The organism is Rhodothermaceae bacterium (assembly GCA_009838195.1).
GTDB lineage: Bacteria > Bacteroidota > Rhodothermia > Rhodothermales > Bin80 > Bin80.
On record VXSC01000047.1, the window covers coordinates 110,598 to 130,131 of the forward strand.

Annotated in this window: 11 protein-coding genes and 1 tRNA gene; all 12 read right to left on the reverse strand. The window is 52.6% G+C overall.

Translation table 11 applies throughout. From position 1 onward, the window contains the following. Positions 1 to 247: 247 nt before the first annotated feature. Entirely contained in the window at positions 248 to 10,483 is a 10,236-nt protein-coding gene (locus F4Y64_10905; protein MXX98108.1) for an SDR family NAD(P)-dependent oxidoreductase, read from the reverse strand. A gap of 333 nt (positions 10,484 to 10,816) precedes the next feature. Beyond that, the gene (locus F4Y64_10910) at positions 10,817 to 10,999 is read right to left on the reverse strand and encodes a glutathione S-transferase (GenBank protein MXX98109.1); all 183 of its coding nucleotides are present in this window, start codon (positions 10,997 to 10,999) and stop codon (positions 10,817 to 10,819) included. Between the two features lie 178 nt (positions 11,000 to 11,177). Further along, positions 11,178 to 12,203, reverse strand: a complete 1,026-nt coding sequence (locus tag F4Y64_10915; protein ID MXX98110.1) for an alpha/beta hydrolase — start codon at positions 12,201 to 12,203, stop codon at positions 11,178 to 11,180. Between the two features lie 153 nt (positions 12,204 to 12,356). Further along, on the reverse strand, positions 12,357 to 12,584 hold the full coding sequence (locus F4Y64_10920; protein MXX98111.1) for an acyl carrier protein: 228 nt from the start codon (positions 12,582 to 12,584) through the stop codon (positions 12,357 to 12,359). A gap of 206 nt (positions 12,585 to 12,790) precedes the next feature. Next, a tRNA-Leu gene (locus tag F4Y64_10925) sits at positions 12,791 to 12,875 on the reverse strand. A gap of 36 nt (positions 12,876 to 12,911) precedes the next feature. Continuing rightward, positions 12,912 to 14,288, reverse strand: coding sequence for a dipeptidase (locus F4Y64_10930; protein MXX98112.1), 1,377 nt, complete (start codon positions 14,286 to 14,288; stop codon positions 12,912 to 12,914). Positions 14,289 to 14,297: 9 nt separating this feature from the next. After that, positions 14,298 to 14,801: a hypothetical protein gene (locus tag F4Y64_10935; GenBank protein ID MXX98113.1), complete on the reverse strand. Its 504-nt coding sequence runs from the start codon at positions 14,799 to 14,801 to the stop codon at positions 14,298 to 14,300. A 25-nt stretch (positions 14,802 to 14,826) separates the two neighbouring features. Beyond that, complete coding sequence (locus F4Y64_10940; protein ID MXX98114.1) at positions 14,827 to 15,384, reverse strand: hypothetical protein; 558 nt, start codon at positions 15,382 to 15,384, stop codon at positions 14,827 to 14,829. A 4-nt stretch (positions 15,385 to 15,388) separates the two neighbouring features. Then, positions 15,389 to 16,621, reverse strand: a complete 1,233-nt coding sequence (locus tag F4Y64_10945) for a 4-hydroxy-3-methylbut-2-enyl diphosphate reductase (GenBank protein ID MXX98115.1) — start codon at positions 16,619 to 16,621, stop codon at positions 15,389 to 15,391. Between the two features lie 52 nt (positions 16,622 to 16,673). Next, complete coding sequence (gene tgt / locus F4Y64_10950; GenBank protein ID MXX98116.1) at positions 16,674 to 17,798, reverse strand: tRNA guanosine(34) transglycosylase Tgt; 1,125 nt, start codon at positions 17,796 to 17,798, stop codon at positions 16,674 to 16,676. Continuing rightward, complete coding sequence (locus F4Y64_10955; GenBank protein MXX98117.1) at positions 17,788 to 18,360, reverse strand: hypothetical protein; 573 nt, start codon at positions 18,358 to 18,360, stop codon at positions 17,788 to 17,790. The genes tgt and F4Y64_10955 overlap by 11 nt, the downstream gene beginning before the upstream one ends. Before the next feature lie 2 nt (positions 18,361 to 18,362). Next, positions 18,363 to 19,424 carry an MCE family protein gene (locus F4Y64_10960; protein MXX98118.1) on the reverse strand — a complete coding sequence of 354 codons (1,062 nt, stop codon included), beginning with the start codon at positions 19,422 to 19,424 and terminating at the stop codon, positions 18,363 to 18,365. Positions 19,425 to 19,534: the final 110 nt, after the last annotated feature.

A 19,534-nucleotide genomic window follows, 5' to 3' on the forward strand; every position in this document is an offset into this window, starting at 1 on the left:
AATTTGTCGCGCTCTCTATTTCTTCGTGTCCAGCGACAAAATTTCCTACAGTTGCAGGGATCAAATGTTTTGTCGCTGGACATGTTTACGCACCAATTTAGCATGGAGCTTCTGATATTGTGTACGAGATAATAGAATCGTACCGGAATGGATGGCATCACTGGTTAAAAAGGCCTCCGTCTGCAGAAACGACGATTATCATCAATCACTCCTCTCATCCTCGTCCGCCCCAGAGATCCTTGGCGTATTACAGATTGTCAAACCAGTAGCGGTCACGCTGGAACGGATAGCTGGGTAAGGGAACTCGGCGTCGATGCTCTCCAGCAAACAGCCCTCCGAAATCAAGATCCCATCCACTATCATACACAAGGGCAATCGACTCAAGAATCTCACCACTTACCTGCCGCGAAGATTGCTGTATACCGGCTACTAGGGTAGGCGTTGAAGAGATAGCGTTATTCTTGGCGGACTTCGGCCATGCCGATACAACCTCTGAAATAGATCCCGTACCCGGTCCCATCTCAATCAAGAGAGTCACTCCATAATTCGCCAGAATCGGCGCAGAAGTTTTCAATACCTCTACCTCATCAAGATACCCGACGGCTATCTCCGGTAGTTCACCAACACTAACTAATCGATCTGAACGGCCACTCAACATAGATACTTGCAAAGGAGCAAGTGACAGATTGGCAACTGCTGCTTCCAATTTTTCACCTGTAGCCTCTCCATTCTGAGAATGTGATCCCCTGTATTGACCGAATAATTCCGCTAGATGCACCCCGTCTTCCAATTCCAAAGAGCCCGCCGCATACGCAGCTGCAATTTCGCCTGTGCCTGTAGCAAGTACCGTGGCCGGACGAATTCCCGCGCTGCACCAGAGATCCGATAAAGCACATTGAAGGGCAAACATGGCCGAAAACATCCAGGACGGATCCTGGACATCTTCCGAAGTCCCAAACATCAAATTCAACAGTGAATTGCCATGCTCCGCCTGCCAGGCATTATCACATCGATCCAATACTACACGCACGATGGGCTCACTCCGATAGAGTTCCTCTCCCATTCCCACCGGGTACTCACTGTATTCTGCAAATGTAAATGCCAACAGATCGGGAGCCTGCTTGCCTGCGTGGGAGTTTGTAGATTCAGCCAATGTACTGAGTTGATCACGCAAACTAACTGCATCGCGGAATACGAGGCCGGCGCGATGAGAGAAATGATGGCGCCCCGTTCCTGCCGTCCACGCCATATCGGCCAGCAGAGATGCGGAAGCAGAGTCATCTTCCTGCTGCTCTTCATATTCGTCAAGCCACGCCAAATACCGCTTCGCCAATTCACGAAGTGCCGCATCCGATTTTCCAGAAAGTGGCAGCAATCTTGCGTTGCGAGGCCCCAGCATATCCATATCAACAGATTCCCCATTTCGACCTGGCAGGGGTACAGAAACAAATATTTCGGAGCCCGCGGTCATCTGCTGCGCGGAATTCCTGTCAGTCACGGGAAATCCTTCAACCACAACATGCGAATTTGTCCCTGAGACCGCGAATGCACTGACTCCAGCCCGTGGTGGCCGATCAGGAGTATCCGGCCACGAAACGGCCTCAGACGCCACTTGCACCGGCAACTGACCCCAATTTACATGCGGGTTCGGAGTCTTGAAATGTAAATGACGGGGAATGCTTCGCCATTTCATTGAGAGCATCACCTTTATCAGGCCGACTACGCCTGCGGCCGCCTCGAGATGGCCAATATTTGTCTTTGCCGTACCCATGATTAGGGGACGAGTTGCCTCACGCCCTTCCCCGTATACCTCTGCTGCAGCATGCACTTCAATCGGATCACCCAGCGGGGACCCCGTGCCGTGTACTTCAAGATAATCCACCTCGGCAGGTGCCACACCAGCCCGGGCAAGTGCATCCTTAAGCACCCGCACCTGTGCCTGACCATTCGGTACGGTTAGTCCTGCACTGACTCCATTCTGATTTACAGCAGATCCTCGTATCAAGCCCCAAATGGAATCCCCCTCTGACTCCGCATCGCTTTGTCGCTTCAGGACGACCATCCCGCATCCCTCTCCCCTGACGAAGCCATCCGCTTCGGCATCAAACGTCTGGCATTTGCCAATTTTTGACAGCATGCCATATTCTGCCATGAATTCTGCCGTAGAAGTAGAGAGAAGGGCGTGCACGCCTCCGACAAGTGCCAGATCCACTTCTCCCCGCCGCAGTGCCGTAACTGCCTGATGGACCGCTACGAGCGACGATGCACATGTCATATCCACCGGAATGGCAGGCCCCATCAGTCCCAACACGAAAGCAACCCGTCCCAATGCGATACTCCCGGAAGTGCCGAAAAAATGATTGCTCTGCTGATCGTAAACTGTCATCAAATCACGATACTCGCTGCTGCCAATCCCGACATATACACCCGTCAGGCTACTCTTGAGAGTCTCTGGATCGATCCCTGCGTTCTCCAATGCCTGCCAACTAGTCTCCAACAGTATTCTGTGACGCGGATCCATCTTATGTGCATCAATTGGGGTGATTCCAAAAAATTCAGCGTCAAACCGATCCAATTCATCGATAAATCCCCCCCGCTTAAAAAATATGCTCTCTGCAGCGGGATCTCCGACGGCACCAGCCCAATGCCCCCCATCACGCCTTCCATCGGTCACGGCGTCAACGCCTCCTTCGAGCAAATGCCAAAATGCTGCAAGGTCGGAGGCGCCGGGTAACCGACATGCCATACCCACAACGGCAACATGATCTTCCTGATATTCCAATTCTTCCACCGTAAGCTCCTTCTCCGGTACGATCTTCACATCGGGGACAGTGCTTACCTCTGCTGACTCTTTCACATCGGGGACGGTGCTTATATCTCCCAACTCCTCCACTAAATGCTGAGCAAGGAGAGTAATATTCGGATAGTCAAACACGGCCGTATTTGAAACCATACATTCACCTTCCAACGCACGATTCAGTCGATTCTGCAACTCTACGACCATGAGCGAGTCCATTCCCAAATCAAAAAACCCTATCGTAGGCGAAGGCGTATCGGACAGGTGCAGGACGGCTTGCAATTCTCCCTGTAAGAATGAAATGAGTTCTCTTTCCCGATCTGCGGCCGATGTCCGCTGAAGTAAGGCAATCAGATTATCCGCCTGCGCAGGTGCTTTGTCTTCTTTTTCCGGCGTAACCTTCAACAGATCTTCCAAGAATGCTGGACGGTCCTCAATTGCATCTTTAAAGATTGCCCAGTCCATCGCCATGACCACCGAATGCATGACATCCTGACGAACTGCTTTGTCAAGTGCTCGAATCCCCTGCTGCGGAGTAAACCAGCGCCCTCCAAGGGCCGAACGTCGTTCTTCAATTCGCTCCTTCTGCTCTGCAGCTTCGCCAATCTCCGACCATGCCCCCCAGGCAATTGACTGCCCCGGCAGTCCAATTGACTGACGGTGCGCCGCTAACTGATCCAAGAACGCATTAGCGGAGGCGTGATTTGACTGCCCCGGATTACCAAGAACACCCACGCGACTTGAAAAGAGCATAAAGAAATCCAGGTCCTGTTCCATGGTCGCACGGTGCAAATGCCATGCTCCCAAGATCTTGGGCCACAATACACGTTCAAATCTATCCCAGTTCTGGTTACCGAGTGCACCATCCGAGAGTACCCCTACACTATGAATGACACCGGCAATCGGCGGAGCTTCCTTCTCCAGCGTCAGCATCATATTGTCAATTGCCTCCGTGTCAGTCACATCGGCTATTTCCACTCGTACGGTTACACCGCGGCTGCGAAGCCGGTCAATCACTTCCTGTGCATCCTCGTCCGGTGGACGCCGTCCATTCAGTGCAATCGTACCAGCTCCGTGCTCTGCCAGCCAGTTAGCAACAGCACACCCGATACCTCCAAGCCCCCCGGTCACCAAGTAAGTGCCATCTGACCGTAGTGGCCCGCGGGCAAGAGGAGCACTGGACACTACAATTTTGCCTACGTGGCGCGCCAACTGCATGAACCGCAACGCAGATCCTGCTTCGGCCAGCGGCCACCTGGAGTGAGTTATCGGTCGAAGTTCTCCCGAAGGGAGTCGTTTCAATATATCTCGCAGGACCCTGCCTACCCACGCCGGATCCGTTTTCTTCAGTACGTCTAATTCCAGGATTTCATACGCCACATCCGGACGCAGCTGTGCCATTTCCTCTTTGCTGAGGATGTCCCGCCGAGCCAGTTCCACGAATCGCCCACCTTCCGCGAGGCAGGATAGACTCGCATCAATGAAGCCCTCACTGGTAAGACTGTTGAGCACTATATGTATTCCAGCACCACTAGTGGCTTCCAGGATTTGCTCCCCAAAATCGGTTTCGCGACTGTTGAATACATGCTTCACCCCCAATGATCGGAGATAGTCCTGCTTTGGAGGGCTTGCCGTTGCAAATACTTCCGCACCAGCCGCCTGCGCCATCTGAATGGCAGCTAGCCCCACTCCACCGGCACCGGCGTGAATCAGCACACGATCTTCCGGCTCCAGGCCGGAAAACTCATACGATAATGCGGCAGATACGAACGCACTGGGTAGAGTAGCTAATTCCGCCGAAGAAAATCCCGGTGGTGCCGGTGCTGCCAATTCCTCCCGAGTGATCATCTCTGACGCGAATGCGCCAAAACCGAGCCCCACTACGCGGTCCCCCACTGCAAGGGTAGACACCTCCGACCCTATATCTGTAACGATACCTACCATCTCCCGACCAAGATCACCCTCTTCTATAAACCCGAGAGACCGAAATACATCCCAGAAATTCAGCCCGGATGCTTGCACCGCCACTCGGATTTCTTTGGGCTCCAAAGGTTCAGATGACAGCGTCTTGATTGACGGGCTGTCTAGGATACCACTTGGGTTGGGGACAAGTCCCCACGCCGAATCCTCAGGCAGGTGAAGCCGTCGTGTTTCCGCACTCGCTCTTACGAGACGCGCTGCTTGGCGGGATCCCCAACGATACGCGATATGATTTTCGATATCAGGAGATAGCAATTCCTGAGCCAATTCTGAGACAGGTACGCTCTCCCCAGAATCCAGATCAATCATTCGGGGCTGCATATGTGTCACTTCCCGGGATACGGCTTTCCCGAAGCCCCACAGTGGTGCACCGGCCAACTGCGCAGTACGTTCTCTTTCCAGCACTTGTACTCCCTGGGTGATAAACCAGATACCGTTTTTTACTGGCAGATTTGAATCGAGTACCGCCTGCGTCAGTGCCAGTGCGCTTGCCGTCACCCGCTGTACATCTTCTGCCATTTCACTTGTCGTGGCATCTGCGCCATGGCCATCAAGTGCGAGTAGATGAACCACGCCACAAAGCGGGACATCCTTGGGAATATTCTCCAGTAATGAGCACCACGACTCCCGCAGATCCATGTCCACCGTCCTCGAAATGATCCCCTCTTTGCTATCTCCAGAATCGGCATCCGCCTGTTCCGAATGGGCCAATATCACTGTCTGCTGGTGGTTGGCTAATTCTGTCGCCAATGACTCGGCCACTCCACCGTCATCGGCCGCTAGCATCCAGAAACCGGGAGGTTCTGCCACTTCCGCGGGACCCTGGACTACGATAACTCCCTTGTCCGGTATAGCCGTCTGATCGGATTCATCAAGACCCAGAATCTCAACTTCACCATATCCAGTGTCCGCCAGTGCACGCCGCCATACTGCTGGGCTTGCCAGAGCGTGGTGAGGACGATAGTCGTCGGCAAACCTCCACCACCCATCCAACTGCCCAAATGTCAGGTCCATCCAACCGAAACCGCTCATATTTTCCAGTGCGACCAGTTGCCCTGACGGTGCGAGAAGTTGCAGACAATGTGCCAGAGTTTCCTGCAGATACCGTGTGGCATGCAGTACATTGGAAGCAATCAACAGATCATATCCGTGTGGATCAAATCCCTGATCTATCGGATCTTTTTCAATATCCAGCGCACGATAGGTCATGGCCGCCTCTGCACTTTCGAATCTCGCCTTTGCTTCCGCAAAGAAGCCTGCCGAGATATCCGTGTACATATAGTCAAATCGTCCTTCCGGGAGTTCCGGGAGTATAGCCGCAGTGGCGGATCCCGTACCCGCTCCCACCTCAATAATCCGAAGATGCCTATCAGGAGGAAGCTCCGCTATGAGGGTCTGAATAGTCTCCTTCAGTATTCGGTTTGCCGCACGCGCTACGGGCGCCTTGAGATACAGATCTCCAGGAGTAGGATCTCCACTGCTAAACAAAAGCGTAAGTGGATCGGCCTTGCCGTGAAGGACATCCACCAGAGCACCGCTGCACCTGGAAAAAAGTCCAATCTCGGTGACTCCATGGGGATATTTCCTGGCCATTTCTGTGAGAAAGGCATCTATATCTTTCGACATTGCATCCGGTAGAGGATCTCCCGATGCGATCTTGACGACAAAGCGACCGTCCTTTTCCTGGAGAATTCCGGACTTAGCCAGCATTTCCAGTATCCGGCGAAAGAGGCGTGTGTGCTCCTCGATCACCCCTAATTGTTGCTGCAGATCTTCGGCTACGATCGTATCTCCCTTCTCACGTTCCCACCCGAGAGCATCCATTGTCAAAAGAGCTCTCAAGCGTGAGGAGTGCTCCAAGTCCCTGAGCAGAGTAGTCCGCTCTTTAGGTTCCACCCCTTCCTCTGCCAAATATGTTGAGAGTAGTCCCGATTGACTGGCTACCTCACCAGGGGAAGGCAGAAAATCAGCAGGGAGTACTCGCGGTGTGAGCGGTTTAGAGCGCCAGACGACCTCGTAAAGCAATTCGTCAATGCCTTCTATGGCGGCGAGCATGGCTGCCTGCGTTGCACGCTTGACCATGTATCCACTCAATTCCCCGAGTGGAACACCATCCATATCGTAGATTCGTATTGTGCTGCTGATGACTTCGGGGGATCCCTCCGTTTCCAATGATCCGCCACTGACCTGTACATGGCAGAGGATCTGCTCCGGAATCGGTCCGGCCAGAGACAACCGTTCCCATCCAAAGGGGAGATAAGTGATTTCACCCTCTTCTGCGGGATTGCGGGCAGCCGCCACCACCTGAAAACACCCATCCAACAACAGTGGGTGAATTTCATTTGGGTCTTGGGGGAGAGTAAGCGAGATTTCTCCCAGCGCCTCACCAGTGCGGGCCCAGAGTCGCCGAAGCGTACGGAAAGACGGTCCCAGATCAATTTTCGTTCGTGCCCTGGCTTGATAGTAGGATGCCACATCAATCGGTGACATATCTGCCCTGATATGTTCTGGGTCAATTCTCGCAAACGATTCGAGGGTGCGACCCGCCGCCCTCAGTGGAATATGACCTTGTACATGCAGCGTCCATTCCTCTTCATTTTCCCCCTTGCTGAATATTTGAATCTGACGTGAATCCAGGGATTCGGGAGGATCAATTATGATGTGCACTTTCCTCCCCTTCTCATCATCAGACTCGCTCGCAGAAAAAACGAGTGGACTATGAAATTGCACTCTTTCTATCACCGCAGTTCCATACTCTATTTGGGATGCCACAATTGCCATGGCTCCATAGAGAGCACCGGGGGCAATGACCCGACCGAATACTCGGTGATCACTCATCCAATCTGGATCCGACGCGAACAGCTCGGTTTCGAATGTAATTTCACCGCGAACAGATTCATGCCGAACCCCCAGTAGAGCATGGCCGGCAGCAGCACGGTGATGTTTGGCAGTTTCGATCCAGTATCGGTTCTTCTGGAACGGATAGTTCGGCAGTGGTATGCGATGGCGTGCTTCCGCGGTAAAGAGACCCGGGAAGTCAACGGGGAGCCCCATGCGATATACCTCTGCCACGGTTTGCATGATACCCCATCCAGGACTGTCATCTAGATGCAGGCTGGGGACGGCTTTCGGTGCTGCGACCGATGCCGGCCAAGCAGCCTGACACATATTTGTTAATACCGGCCGCGGACCAATCTCTATAATGGTGTCCACATCATGCTCCGCTACCGCTTTGATTCCTTCGGCGAAGTTCACGGCATGGCGGGCATGTTGTCTCCAATAACTACCATCCAATTTTTTGTCTGCTTCCACGGGCCGGCCGGTCAGGTTGCTCACCAGGGCCAGAGTGGGTGGATGGATGTCAATTTCCTTTAGCGACTCCTCTAGGGCATCCAGAGCCGGCTCGACTAGAGCACTGTGAAAGGCTTTACTCGTATTCAGTCGCACGGCCCGGATTCCTTCCGATGTAAAATATTCTGAGATCTGATCTACATCTTCAGCGGTCCCGCTCACTACTCGGTGCGTACCATTATCCCCCGAGATGCACAGTCCAGGACCTTCAGAAGTTTCATTTACACTTTGAATCGCGGACTCGATTTGGGGAGTCGGAGCAAAGATCGCCACCATGGCCCCCGGTGCAGTAGCGGAGAGTATATCGCCGCGGGCAATGGCGAATCGCATTCCATCTTCCAGACTGAACACTCCTGCTGCCTGTGCGGCAGCAATCTCTCCAACACTGTGACCGATCACAATATGGGGTGTGATTCCCAAGCTAGCCCAGAGTGCTGTCAGTGAACACTCCAGCGCATAGAGCGCAGGTTGCTCCCACGCGGTGTCACTCATGTCGCCTTCAACACGGCCGAACATCACATCCAGTAGAGATACTCCCCGGATTTTTTGGAAAACCTGCTCACACCGATCCAATACAGCTTTCGCCACCGGCTCGCATTCATACAGGGACTGCCCCATACCTGTCCATTGACTTCCCTGTCCGGTGTAAACAAACGCTATCCGCGTGGCAGCGGTAGGTTTTTCGATTGGATCTCTTTTTGACAGTTCACTAAGCTTCTCCCTTAGCATATCCAGATTCTGAAAGAGAACGACTTCTCGCCAGTCAAAGTGGGTTCGTCCAATGCTGGCGGTCCATGCCATGTCCGCGAGCGATCCATCATCCATCTCTGCGGCATATTCGTCAATCCAGCGAAGATATCGTGTCGCCAGATCCCTTAATGCGGGTTCCGATTTGGCGGACAATGGGAGCATGCGCACCGTACGGGAGCACTGTACCTGCTCTGGCACACTCAAATGCTGCAGTGGATCCGGCAGAGTGACACTCACGCTTGTCGGCGGCCCCGCCATCTTATTTTGATCTTCGGCGCGGTGTTCTTCGACGACGACATGAGCGTTCGTCCCAGAGATCCCAAAACAGTTCACACCTACACAGCGCAGCTGACTATCAATGGACGGGAACTCCATCATGGAGGATGTCACCTGCAGGGAATGCCGCTCCCAGTCAAGGCTGGGATTTGGGTTTTCAAAATGCAGGTGCTTCGGGATTGTGCCATGGCGCAACACCAGAGCTGCCTTGATCAATCCGGCAATTCCAGCGGCCGACTCGAGATGCCCCATGTTCGTCTTAACGGAGCCAATAAGCAGCGGATGTTCCGAAGGACGTCCCTCGCCGTAGACAGCTGTCACGGCATCGAGTTCAACGGGATCGCCCACCGCCGTTCCTGTACCGTGTGCTTCTATATACCCTACCGCCGAGGGATGAAGCCCACCTCGAACCAATGCCGTTTCCATTACACTTTCCAGAGCGGGCGTGTGCGGGACCGTCAGACCGACACCGGTTCCACCGTGGTTCACGGCCGAACCGCGAATGACAGCCCAGATGCGATCTCCGTCTCTTTTGGCATCACTCAACCGCTTAAGAATTACTACACCACACCCCTCTCCTCGCACATATCCATTTGCAGACGCATCAAACGTCTTGCATTTTCCGTCCGGAGAAAGCATCATTGCATCGGAGCGAAGCGCAAAGATTTGTCCATTCAGAATTGCCTGGACCCCTCCGACAATGGCCAGATCGGCATAACCATACTGCAAGTCCGATACTGCATCATGCACGGCGACTAAAGATGATGCACACGCAGCATCCACCGCCTTGGAAGGGCCTCTAAGGCCCAGGAAAAATGAGACGCGACCACTGGTGCCGTTCAGATTGGTACCGCTCAGAGAATAGAGGCAAGCGGCTGCTCCAGACGGTTTTTGAGAGCCCACCACGAGCATCCTGTATTCGTCATTGCTGATTCCCGTGTAGACTCCCGTGAGGCTCTTATCCAGAGAAAGTGGGTCAATTCCGGCATCCTCCAGTGCATGCCAGCTGGTTTCCAGTATCATACGATGTTGGGGATCCAACCACTCGGCCTCTACCGGTGAAATGCGGAAGAAAGTTGGATCAAACTGATCAATCTCATCCACATAAGCCCAAAATCGACAAGCATCTCCGGGATTCTGAACCTGAGAAAACAGCTCATCAACTCGCCGGACACCCGAGCCGGGCGATACCTCTTTGACGGCATTCTTGCCGGATACCAATAGATCCCAGAATGCTGGGATATTCGGTGCCTCGGGAAAGCGGCATGCCATACCGACAATTGCAATACCTGTCTGATCCATATCGGTCTTCGGGTTCGAATAGCTCATATTCGAGAATTCAAAAGTTAAATTGACGCACGGAAATTCTGCAATACCCTACCCCTCCAAATATAACGCCCCCAGAGGCAAAATGAAGCACTGGAGGATTAAGATAGAGCCGTGCAAAGGTGTGTGAATATCTTCTTACACAGCGTAGCCCGCATTGCCAGAGTTTCGACCATACATTCGATGATCCGCCTTACCTGCAATTGGATCACAACACGCTTGGGGCAGGCGGCCTTAACCATACCTCGAATCGGGTCTGCCATGTCAACCGTGTAACCGGACCGAGAGCAGGCGCTAGCATAACGGATGCTCTATCGTATACCACCCCTGCCGTTGTTACACGGTAACCGATTTCGCTTCCTCAAAATGTTGAACTGCTCTCTCAAACTTGTCACGGCAACCAGGATTACAAAACCCGACAACATGGCCATCAAATTCGGTGAGTGAATCGGCTTGTACCGGTTCGCCGGACCAAGGACATATCTCGTTAATGCAATCGGCCATATCAAGTGATTCCATTGTGCGTTTCCTTATTCTCGTGTCGCAACTCTGCCCGTGAGCTCCCTGTCCCGAATCTGTCATGTCGTTTTCCCTTGTACCGTTGTGTCCTGTGTTGGTCTATGTGCAGCACAGACGAATTTCCTGATACTCGATCCCATCTGGGATCCTTGCCAATATCTCGCAGATACTTACCACCTCAGCTCATGAGGTTGTGCGCTTTTAGAAACTCAACGACCGCCTCTGCACATTTTTCTGGCTGTTCGAGCTGGAGTAAATGTGTTGACTCAGGCAAAAAATCGTAATCTATTTTTACTACGTAACCCAGATCGAAGGTTGGCAAATAAGAGTAAGGTAATGTGGGATCAGCTCCTAGAACTTTCACCGGGCAACGGATGTGCTCAAAGTCCACGAGTACGGCAAAATTCCCCGAGAACTCCATGATCCGCGCCTCGTATTTGGGAGGACAACACAATTCATATCCCTTGTCATCCTTGGATTCACGCAACGTAGTTTCTGCCAGGAGTTCGTAAACCCCTGGAACAACCCGCTGAAAACTCGGAAGGTAAGGAAGAATCTCCGCCAAGCTGTCCTTGGTGGCGAATTTGTTTGTGCGCATCCGGGTCAACTCGGAAAGGCGATTTGCAGCTGCTTCAAACTCTGCATATCCCCTTCCGCCCTTGCACAATGGAGGATCGTAAAGGACGAGCGCCGAAAATAAATCCGGTTTGCAAAAGGGCTGTAACGCTGCAAGGGCCGAAACCGAATGAAAAATCCCCACACTCGGCTTGGTGCCATAGTGACGATCAATCGCGCTTATGATAGGATCAAAATCCTGCGCAAATGACGGCAGGGTATGGTTTTTAAAATCCCCAACAGGATTCCAGCCGTGATTCCTGAGATCAAATACGATGACATCAAAGTCATCAAGAAACAGCGACCAGAAGGGAAAATAGAGGTCAATCGCGAGACCATTCCCGTGGCTTAAAATCAAGCGCGGACCCTCTGGATTCCCGTGACGCCGAATCACCACTGAGGCACCGTCATGCATAGGTACCTCATTAACTGCGTTAGGCTTGGGCACTACCCAAACCTTGCTGTCGCCCGCACCTTTAGATCCCTGCTCCGACACCATTCCCGAAAAATGATCAAGAAACGTAGACGGAGGAGCGTATGCAGCTTCTATTACACGAGCCGCAAAACTCCTCCGCCAAAAATACAGCAACTACGTGACTGGGTGCGAACAGTGCACTACTCGCGCCTGTACCCAAACCAGCAAAACGAAAAACAGTCGCAGGCACGACCAAGCGATCCCGCGTACGCTCTAATGGTGGAATCTACACCAAACAAGGCGTAGCGGAACGACGCTCAAGGGTACCTACAGGGCGGCATCAATGAAATCAATAGCCGCCTGTAAACTCTTGAGATTTGCTACGTCTTCGGGCGTGATATCCACCCCGAATTCATTAATCACTGCCTTACAAAAGGCAAGTGCATCTACGGAGTTAACCCCAAGGTCCGAAAGCGTGGAATTTAATGCTCCGGGATCACTTATACGAAGCTGCTTCTCTAAAAGAGATCTGAAACGTTGTTCAACTGTAGCCATTTTTAATTCTATTTTGTTTATGGTTCACCCCTGTCACCGTTAACCGGGCAACCGAATATACAAAAAATTCTCTAATTGGAAAGAGTTCAATACACCTACATTTGCTCTCCCATAGATGGAGTGGGGACTGCGCAGAGAACAATTATCTTCTGGATCCGCAAGATCTACAATGAGACGGCTGATGCAAATCCTGTACAGGTAAGCTGTACCCGGGGTGGGACTCGAACCCACACAGCCGCAATGGCCAACGGATTTTGAGTCCGTCGCGTCTACCAATTCCGCCACCCGGGCATCCGTGGCTTCTACTGCCCCTCGCCTACACGGATCCTATTCTGAAGTATAATGGGTATGGAATCGCAGAATCGCGTCGATACCCTCTGCAAACCGGTCAAGCCCAAAATGCTCGTTCGGGGAATGGATCGCATCCGAATCCAACCCAAACCCCATCAGCACGCTGTCTAATCCCAATAGATGCTTGAAATCAGCCACAACCGGGATACTTCCTCCAATACGCGTGAAATAAGGTGCGCGGGCATATACCTCCTCAAGGGCCCGTGATGCAGCGGCCATCGCATCACTTTGCCGATCAATCAATACAGGCTGAGCGCCATGGACCATCCGAAACTCCAACTGGATGGATTCGGGAACTCTCTCCTGTAACCAAGCCTCCATCAACTCAGCAATCTCATTCGGATCCTGATCTGGCACCAACCGCATGGAAATCTTTGCACTGGCCCTTGAAGGAAGGACCGTTTTGGCACCATCTCCGATATAGCCACCCCAGATGCCATTGCAATCAAGGGTTGGACGCGAAGTAGAGGCCTCCAAAACGGAATAATCCGACTCCGTTCGTGATGTATGGACTCCGACTTCCTGGGCCCAGGCCAATGCATCAAATGGCAAAGCTGACATGGCACGACGCTCATCATCGGAAAGTGGCCGTACACGGTCATAAAACCCGTCGATCGTAATCCGGTGGCCTTCATCATGCATCCCTGCAATCAACGCAGCCAGTGCATGAATTGGATTGTGGATCGCCCCTCCGTACGTGCCCGAATGCAGATCGCGATCTGGACCTGTCAACGTAATCTCTACATAGGTCATTCCCCGAAGCCCGTACGTAATGGAGGGAATTCCCGGAGCAAACAAACTTGAATCTGAAATCACCACCACATCTGCCGACAATTCTTCCCTGTGCGATTCGATAAAGCCTGGGAGACTTGCGGAGCCGGATTCTTCTTCCCCTTCAAGAATGAACTTGAGGTTCACCGGAGGTGTACCCGCCGTTTGCATCCAGCACTCCAATGCCTTGAGATGCATAAACATTTGGCCCTTGTCGTCGCAGGCACCGCGCGCATACAAAACTCCTTCCTGAATGACGGGCTCAAAAGGAGGTGAGGTCCAAAGATCTAGCGGATCCGGCGGCTGAACATCGTAATGTCCATACACCAAAACAGTGGGACACGCCGGATCGACCGTAATGCTCCCAACCACAATCGGATGCCCGTTGGTCCGGATCGCCTCAGCATCCTCTACACCCAGACCCTTCAGATGATCTACCAACCAGTCAGCAGTCTGTGTGACCTGATCCGAATAGGCAGGATCCGTACTGATGGAAGGGATGCGAAGCAGGTCAATTAGTTCCGCTACAAAACGATTTTGATTGGCCTGTGAATATGCCAATGCTCTTGTTATCGAACTCATATCAATTAATTATAATTCACTCTCATCACGCCAACGAAGCAGACGCCAAGCCCGGGTTGTGTCTGCACGTGCAAGCAGAAAATTCACGTTACCGTCCCCTCGGAAGACGTCCCCGTTATTCAGGGCAACCGCTAAATTAAAACCTCGCACCGCAACCGCTCTCCTCCCTTCATCATATTCCTGTCTGGTAATAATTTGATTCCACTGTAACTGAACCTCCACGGTGCTTTCGAACAAGCGGCGGGTTGACTCCAGTTCCTGACCGAACCCCCACTCGCGCTCAATCCCCGTGTCAAAATCCGTATAAATGAATACGAAGGAAGAATCAATCAGGGGTTCGTAGAGCGACAGATCCCTCAGTTCATATGCATTGCGGAAGTTGGTGAAGTACCCTTCAATCGTTTTGGGATCACCAAAAAGATCCTCAAACGGATCTCCCTCTCCGATTGCCGGAGCAAACGGATTACAAGCACCAAATAAAAACGACAGCACAATAACTGCCAGAGCAGATATGTATGATTGGTCGGATGCCATGCAACTAGCTGGCGAACTCTGCCTTTAGGTCGCTCCAGGAATCCTCTGTTCCAATACTCTGATCACTCCATCTTGTGAGCATCCATAGTCCATCTGCCTTCTTGGTAATGACCCACACCAGCCTCCCCTGGAGAGTGTCTGCAATCTGCTGACTCCCATGCTTGATGAGCAGCAGATAATGGGCGTCCAGAATGTATTCTGTATCACTGAGCTCGGTCGTAGCGTCCTCCAGACGAAGGAGATTTCCCGAACTTCCCTTTGCAGCCTCTGCAACTGTGACAAAATAGCCATTCTCCTGTGCCTGATCCCAGTGAATCCATTGATCTGGATCGCGTGCATACGCGGCGGCTGTGGGAGTGAACATAAACTCCTCATCCAGCGAGCGGCGGTAATTGGCGGCATTCAACTCCGCAACTGCCGCACGTAAATTATCAACGACAAGGTCGGGAGCGACTGGCTGTAGCCACGTACCCGCTTCGCCAACCGGTGGCTCCGGTGTACGAGCACCAAACACATCACAGGATGCCAGAACCACCAGAGCCATCCATATGCTGCGTGCCATTTTTCTATTCAAGTGGCACAGGGACGGACTCGTATGGGGCCAGAGCCTCCTCAAACGATGCAGCACCTTCAAAAAATGCCACCACTTTGCGGATTACATCATCCACGAGCATGTCCGGACAAGACGCGCCCGAGGTGATCGCAATAGATACCGGCCGATAGGTTGGAAGCCAGTCAACCGTCGTACAGACCTCCATGACCGGATAGTTATAATGATGGATCCGCTTCGCCCCAATCTCGTCAGATCCCCGTATAAAGTAGGTTGGAACAACCGAGCTGCACAACGACACAATCTGGCTGGTATTTGAGGAGTTGTATCCCCCGACAACCAGCGCCAAATCAAGTGGTTGCTCTAGCATAACGCGGGCAGCCTCCTGGTTTTCATGCGTCGCATAACAGAGTGTATCACTGGTATCTACAAAATGTCCTTCTTCCTGATAACGCTCTTCAATGGCGATCCTTAAGATGTCGGTCACTGCCTGCGTCTCCGTCACCAACATTGTCGTCTGATTCACGACGCCAATACGCTCCAGGTCCCGGTCTGGATCAAACCCATCGCTGTAGCAGTCCGCAAATCGCTCATAGAAATACGTGCGATCTTTCTCACCCCGAATCACCTTCCCCAGATCTTCGGCATCGTTCGTATCCCGAATCACAATCACCGGCGCATGCTTGTTCGCATGAGAAAAGGATGCACGCGACTCCTCATGCAACCGCTTGCCGTGAATAATCACGGTATAATCTTTGTCCCCAATCTGAGCACTCCGACGCCAGACTTTTTCTACGAATGGGCAGGTGGTATCGTACGTGCGTACATCAATCCCGAGACTGGTGAGCTCCTCCTTGATCTCCAAAGTGGTTCCAAAGGCGGGAATGACAACAATATCATCTGGTGTCAACGTATCGAAGCTGATTAACTGTTCTCCCATACTTGAGCGCAAAAACTGCATCCCCCGGCGACGAAGATCATTATTCACTTGAGGGTTGTGGATCATCTCCGATAGCATAAAGAGTCGGCGGTCGGGATGGTCCGAGATTGCACGATACGCGATTTCCACGGCATTCTCCACCCCAAAACAAAACCCAAAATTCCGCGCAATCCACACCTTTACCGGCCCAAAGTCCAAGAGCGATGGAGAGAGATCCTTCTTGCGCGGATCTTCAGCCATGCGCGCCGTCTTGATCACCGAGATGACCGGGCTGCGATAAAACTTGGGTATATCAAAACTTCGTGGCATAATTTAACCCAATAATGGGGAGAGTACGCTCCGCCTTCCTTCATGGTTCAACCTACAGCCGCTGGCTAAGCTGCAGACTCATCTCCCGCCTGAAGCTAGGATAACGATTTTCTTCGATTGCCTGACGGGTACTGCGCATCAGCCATGCGTACAGCGCCAGGTTCTGCATCGCAGAAATCTGCAACCCCAGGATCTCATTACACTGAAATAAGTGCCGTACGTATGCCCGTGTAAATGCCTGACTGACATAGGTGTTCAGACCACGGTCCAGGGGAGTGTAATCATTAGCCCATTTACGATTTCGGATATTGATGACCCCCTGCGTTGTAAAGAGCATCCCGTTGCGCCCATTGCGCGTAGGCATGACGCAGTCGAACATATCAACGCCACGACCAATTGCTTCAAGCAGGTTTGCGGGGGTGCCGACCCCCATCAGGTATCTAGGTTTATCTGGTGGCAGAACTTCGCAGCACACACGCACCATTGCGTAGAGGGCCTCAGCTTCTTCCCCGACAGATAACCCTCCGATCGCGTAGCCAGGAAAATCCAACGCTACAAGCTCTTCTGCAGATTCGCGCCGCAAGTCCTCGAACGTGCTTCCCTGAACGATTGCAAAAAGCTGCTGCGGATATCCGTATCGAGACTCGGTATCCTGGAACCGTGTCCGACTCCGTTCAGCCCACGCAGCCGTTCGCCGATTTGCCTTCCGCGCATACGACCGGCTAATGCCCGACGGAGGACACTCATCCAGCACCATCATAATATCGGACCCTAGCGTCCGTTGAAAATCCACGACCGTTTCCGGCGTGAACAGGTGGCTGGATCCATCAATATGACTCTGGAACGTAGCCCCCTCATCCGTGATCTTACAGCGACTGGCCAATGAGTACACCTGGAACCCTCCTGAATCAGTGAGGATCGGCCGGTCCCATGCCATAAACTCATGTAATCCACCGGCTTCGGTGATCCGCTCTGGTCCCGGCCGCAGGTAAAGATGGTAGGTATTTCCAAGAATAATTTGTGCATCCAGATCTTGCTTCAGCTCCCGTGGAGATAAACCTTTCACCGCTCCCAGCGTCCCCACGGGCATGAATACCGGCGTGTGAATCGTGCCACGCTCGGTCACAAGTGTACCCGCACGCGCGTCCTCTGATGTGTGTGAAACTTCAAACTGCATTGACTTCCACGACTTCCGCAAGCCGATTTATTTCAACAAGCAGCCCTGAATGTGCATCTGGGGAAATCCCAATCGCAATGGATTTTCGCTCTCCAAGAATAAGAAGCACGTCCTTTGGAATATGTGCCATGTAGCTCTCTACGCGACAATTCCATTTTCGGTAATACTGCAATGCAGAGACGATCCTGCAATCGGTCAGAGTACTGAGGTCCAGCTCAACGGATCTGCGCCCCTGAGAGACGCTGAGCGATGATTCTGTTAGTGAAGCCCGAACCCTGGGACAGTATCCTAGGAATCCTCCGATGAAGACTAGACCCGCCACTCCCAACTGAATTCCCCAATACCACATGGAAATTCGGGAGCTGTTCTGAATCTCTTCATGCCAGAAACTCCAAGCCATAAACTGCATCACAATCGCCGCAACTACCACACTGGAGATCGTGATCAGATACCAAGCCTCCGCCTGCCTCTCATTCTTTATGCTACGTCGGAAGACATACCCCAAAAGAGAGCGACTCGCACACCACCGTGCTCGGCTGGAATAAACAAGAGGGGATATCACGTCTACTGATCAAGTTGCCGCTGTAACGAATCAAGCGTCGCTGCCCTCCGGTCAAGGCGCGCTTCCAGGGCCAGAAGTTCCTGCCTCCTTGTCTCAAGTGCGGCAAAGCTTTCCGCAATCGCCTGTTCTCGCACCTCAAACGGTGCCTGTTCCATAAACCCCCGCTCTTCAAAATAACGCTTGAAGAGCCAGTTGTGCTTCCCGGCCTCCATGAGTTCTGCAAATCGGAATGCTCCCAGTGACGCCCATTCCGCCATCGCTTCAGCACGTTTTGTCAGCGTGCCAATGCCAATGATGATCTCTTGAAGTGTATCTGCACTGGCCTGAACGGACTCATACAGGTCGGCCTCATTCAAGAGCTGGGCAAATGTGCCACTCCCCGTATCAAGCTTCCCCAAGATAGACTCCACACCCTCGGTTGCCTGTGTAGCAAGCATGACCAGCGCCTCCGCATCATTTCCAAGATTTTCCATGAGTCGCTCGGTTTCCTGTGCGGTGGCGACCATGCTGTTATACAACTCAGGATCGTAGATAAGCTTGCCCAAGGTGCCTTCTCCCGCCCGGATATCATCAACAATAATCTCGAAGGAGGTCGCGGACTGTTCAAACCGTTGTACCGACGCGAGGGCCTTGTCGGTGATTTCGAAGAGGTCGAAGGGGTCAATCCCCACAATCAGATCATTATTCTCCAACGGGGCGGGTTCACTCCCCGAGATGGGGGGATTTACCAGCACCACGATCATACTGCCGAGAAGTCCCTGAGTCTTGATCTGGGCCTGGGTATCCTGATGCAGAATTGAGCGGGCTCTCGTTCGGATTCCCATGGTCACTTCAATCATCCCCTCCGGTCCACTGGGGAGGGTGACGCTTTGAACTGCTCCGATACTCACTCCCTGGAACTGTACGTCTGCTCCCGGGCTGAGACCGGCTACGGAATTAAACTGTGACCGGACCAGAAACCGATCACTGAAGAGTAACGTCTGGCTACCGACAACAAAAAGAATGGCCACCAGAAGCCCTAAACAAATAACTACAACAAGACCGACACGGATTCTGGTGGACATCGCTAGACAGGTTGGCCTGATTGGAAAGCCAATTGGCCCTCAATGTTGCATTGAAGTGCACGACGAGAATGCCCATTGGAGCTGCAAAGCAGCACAGAATTATATCTGCA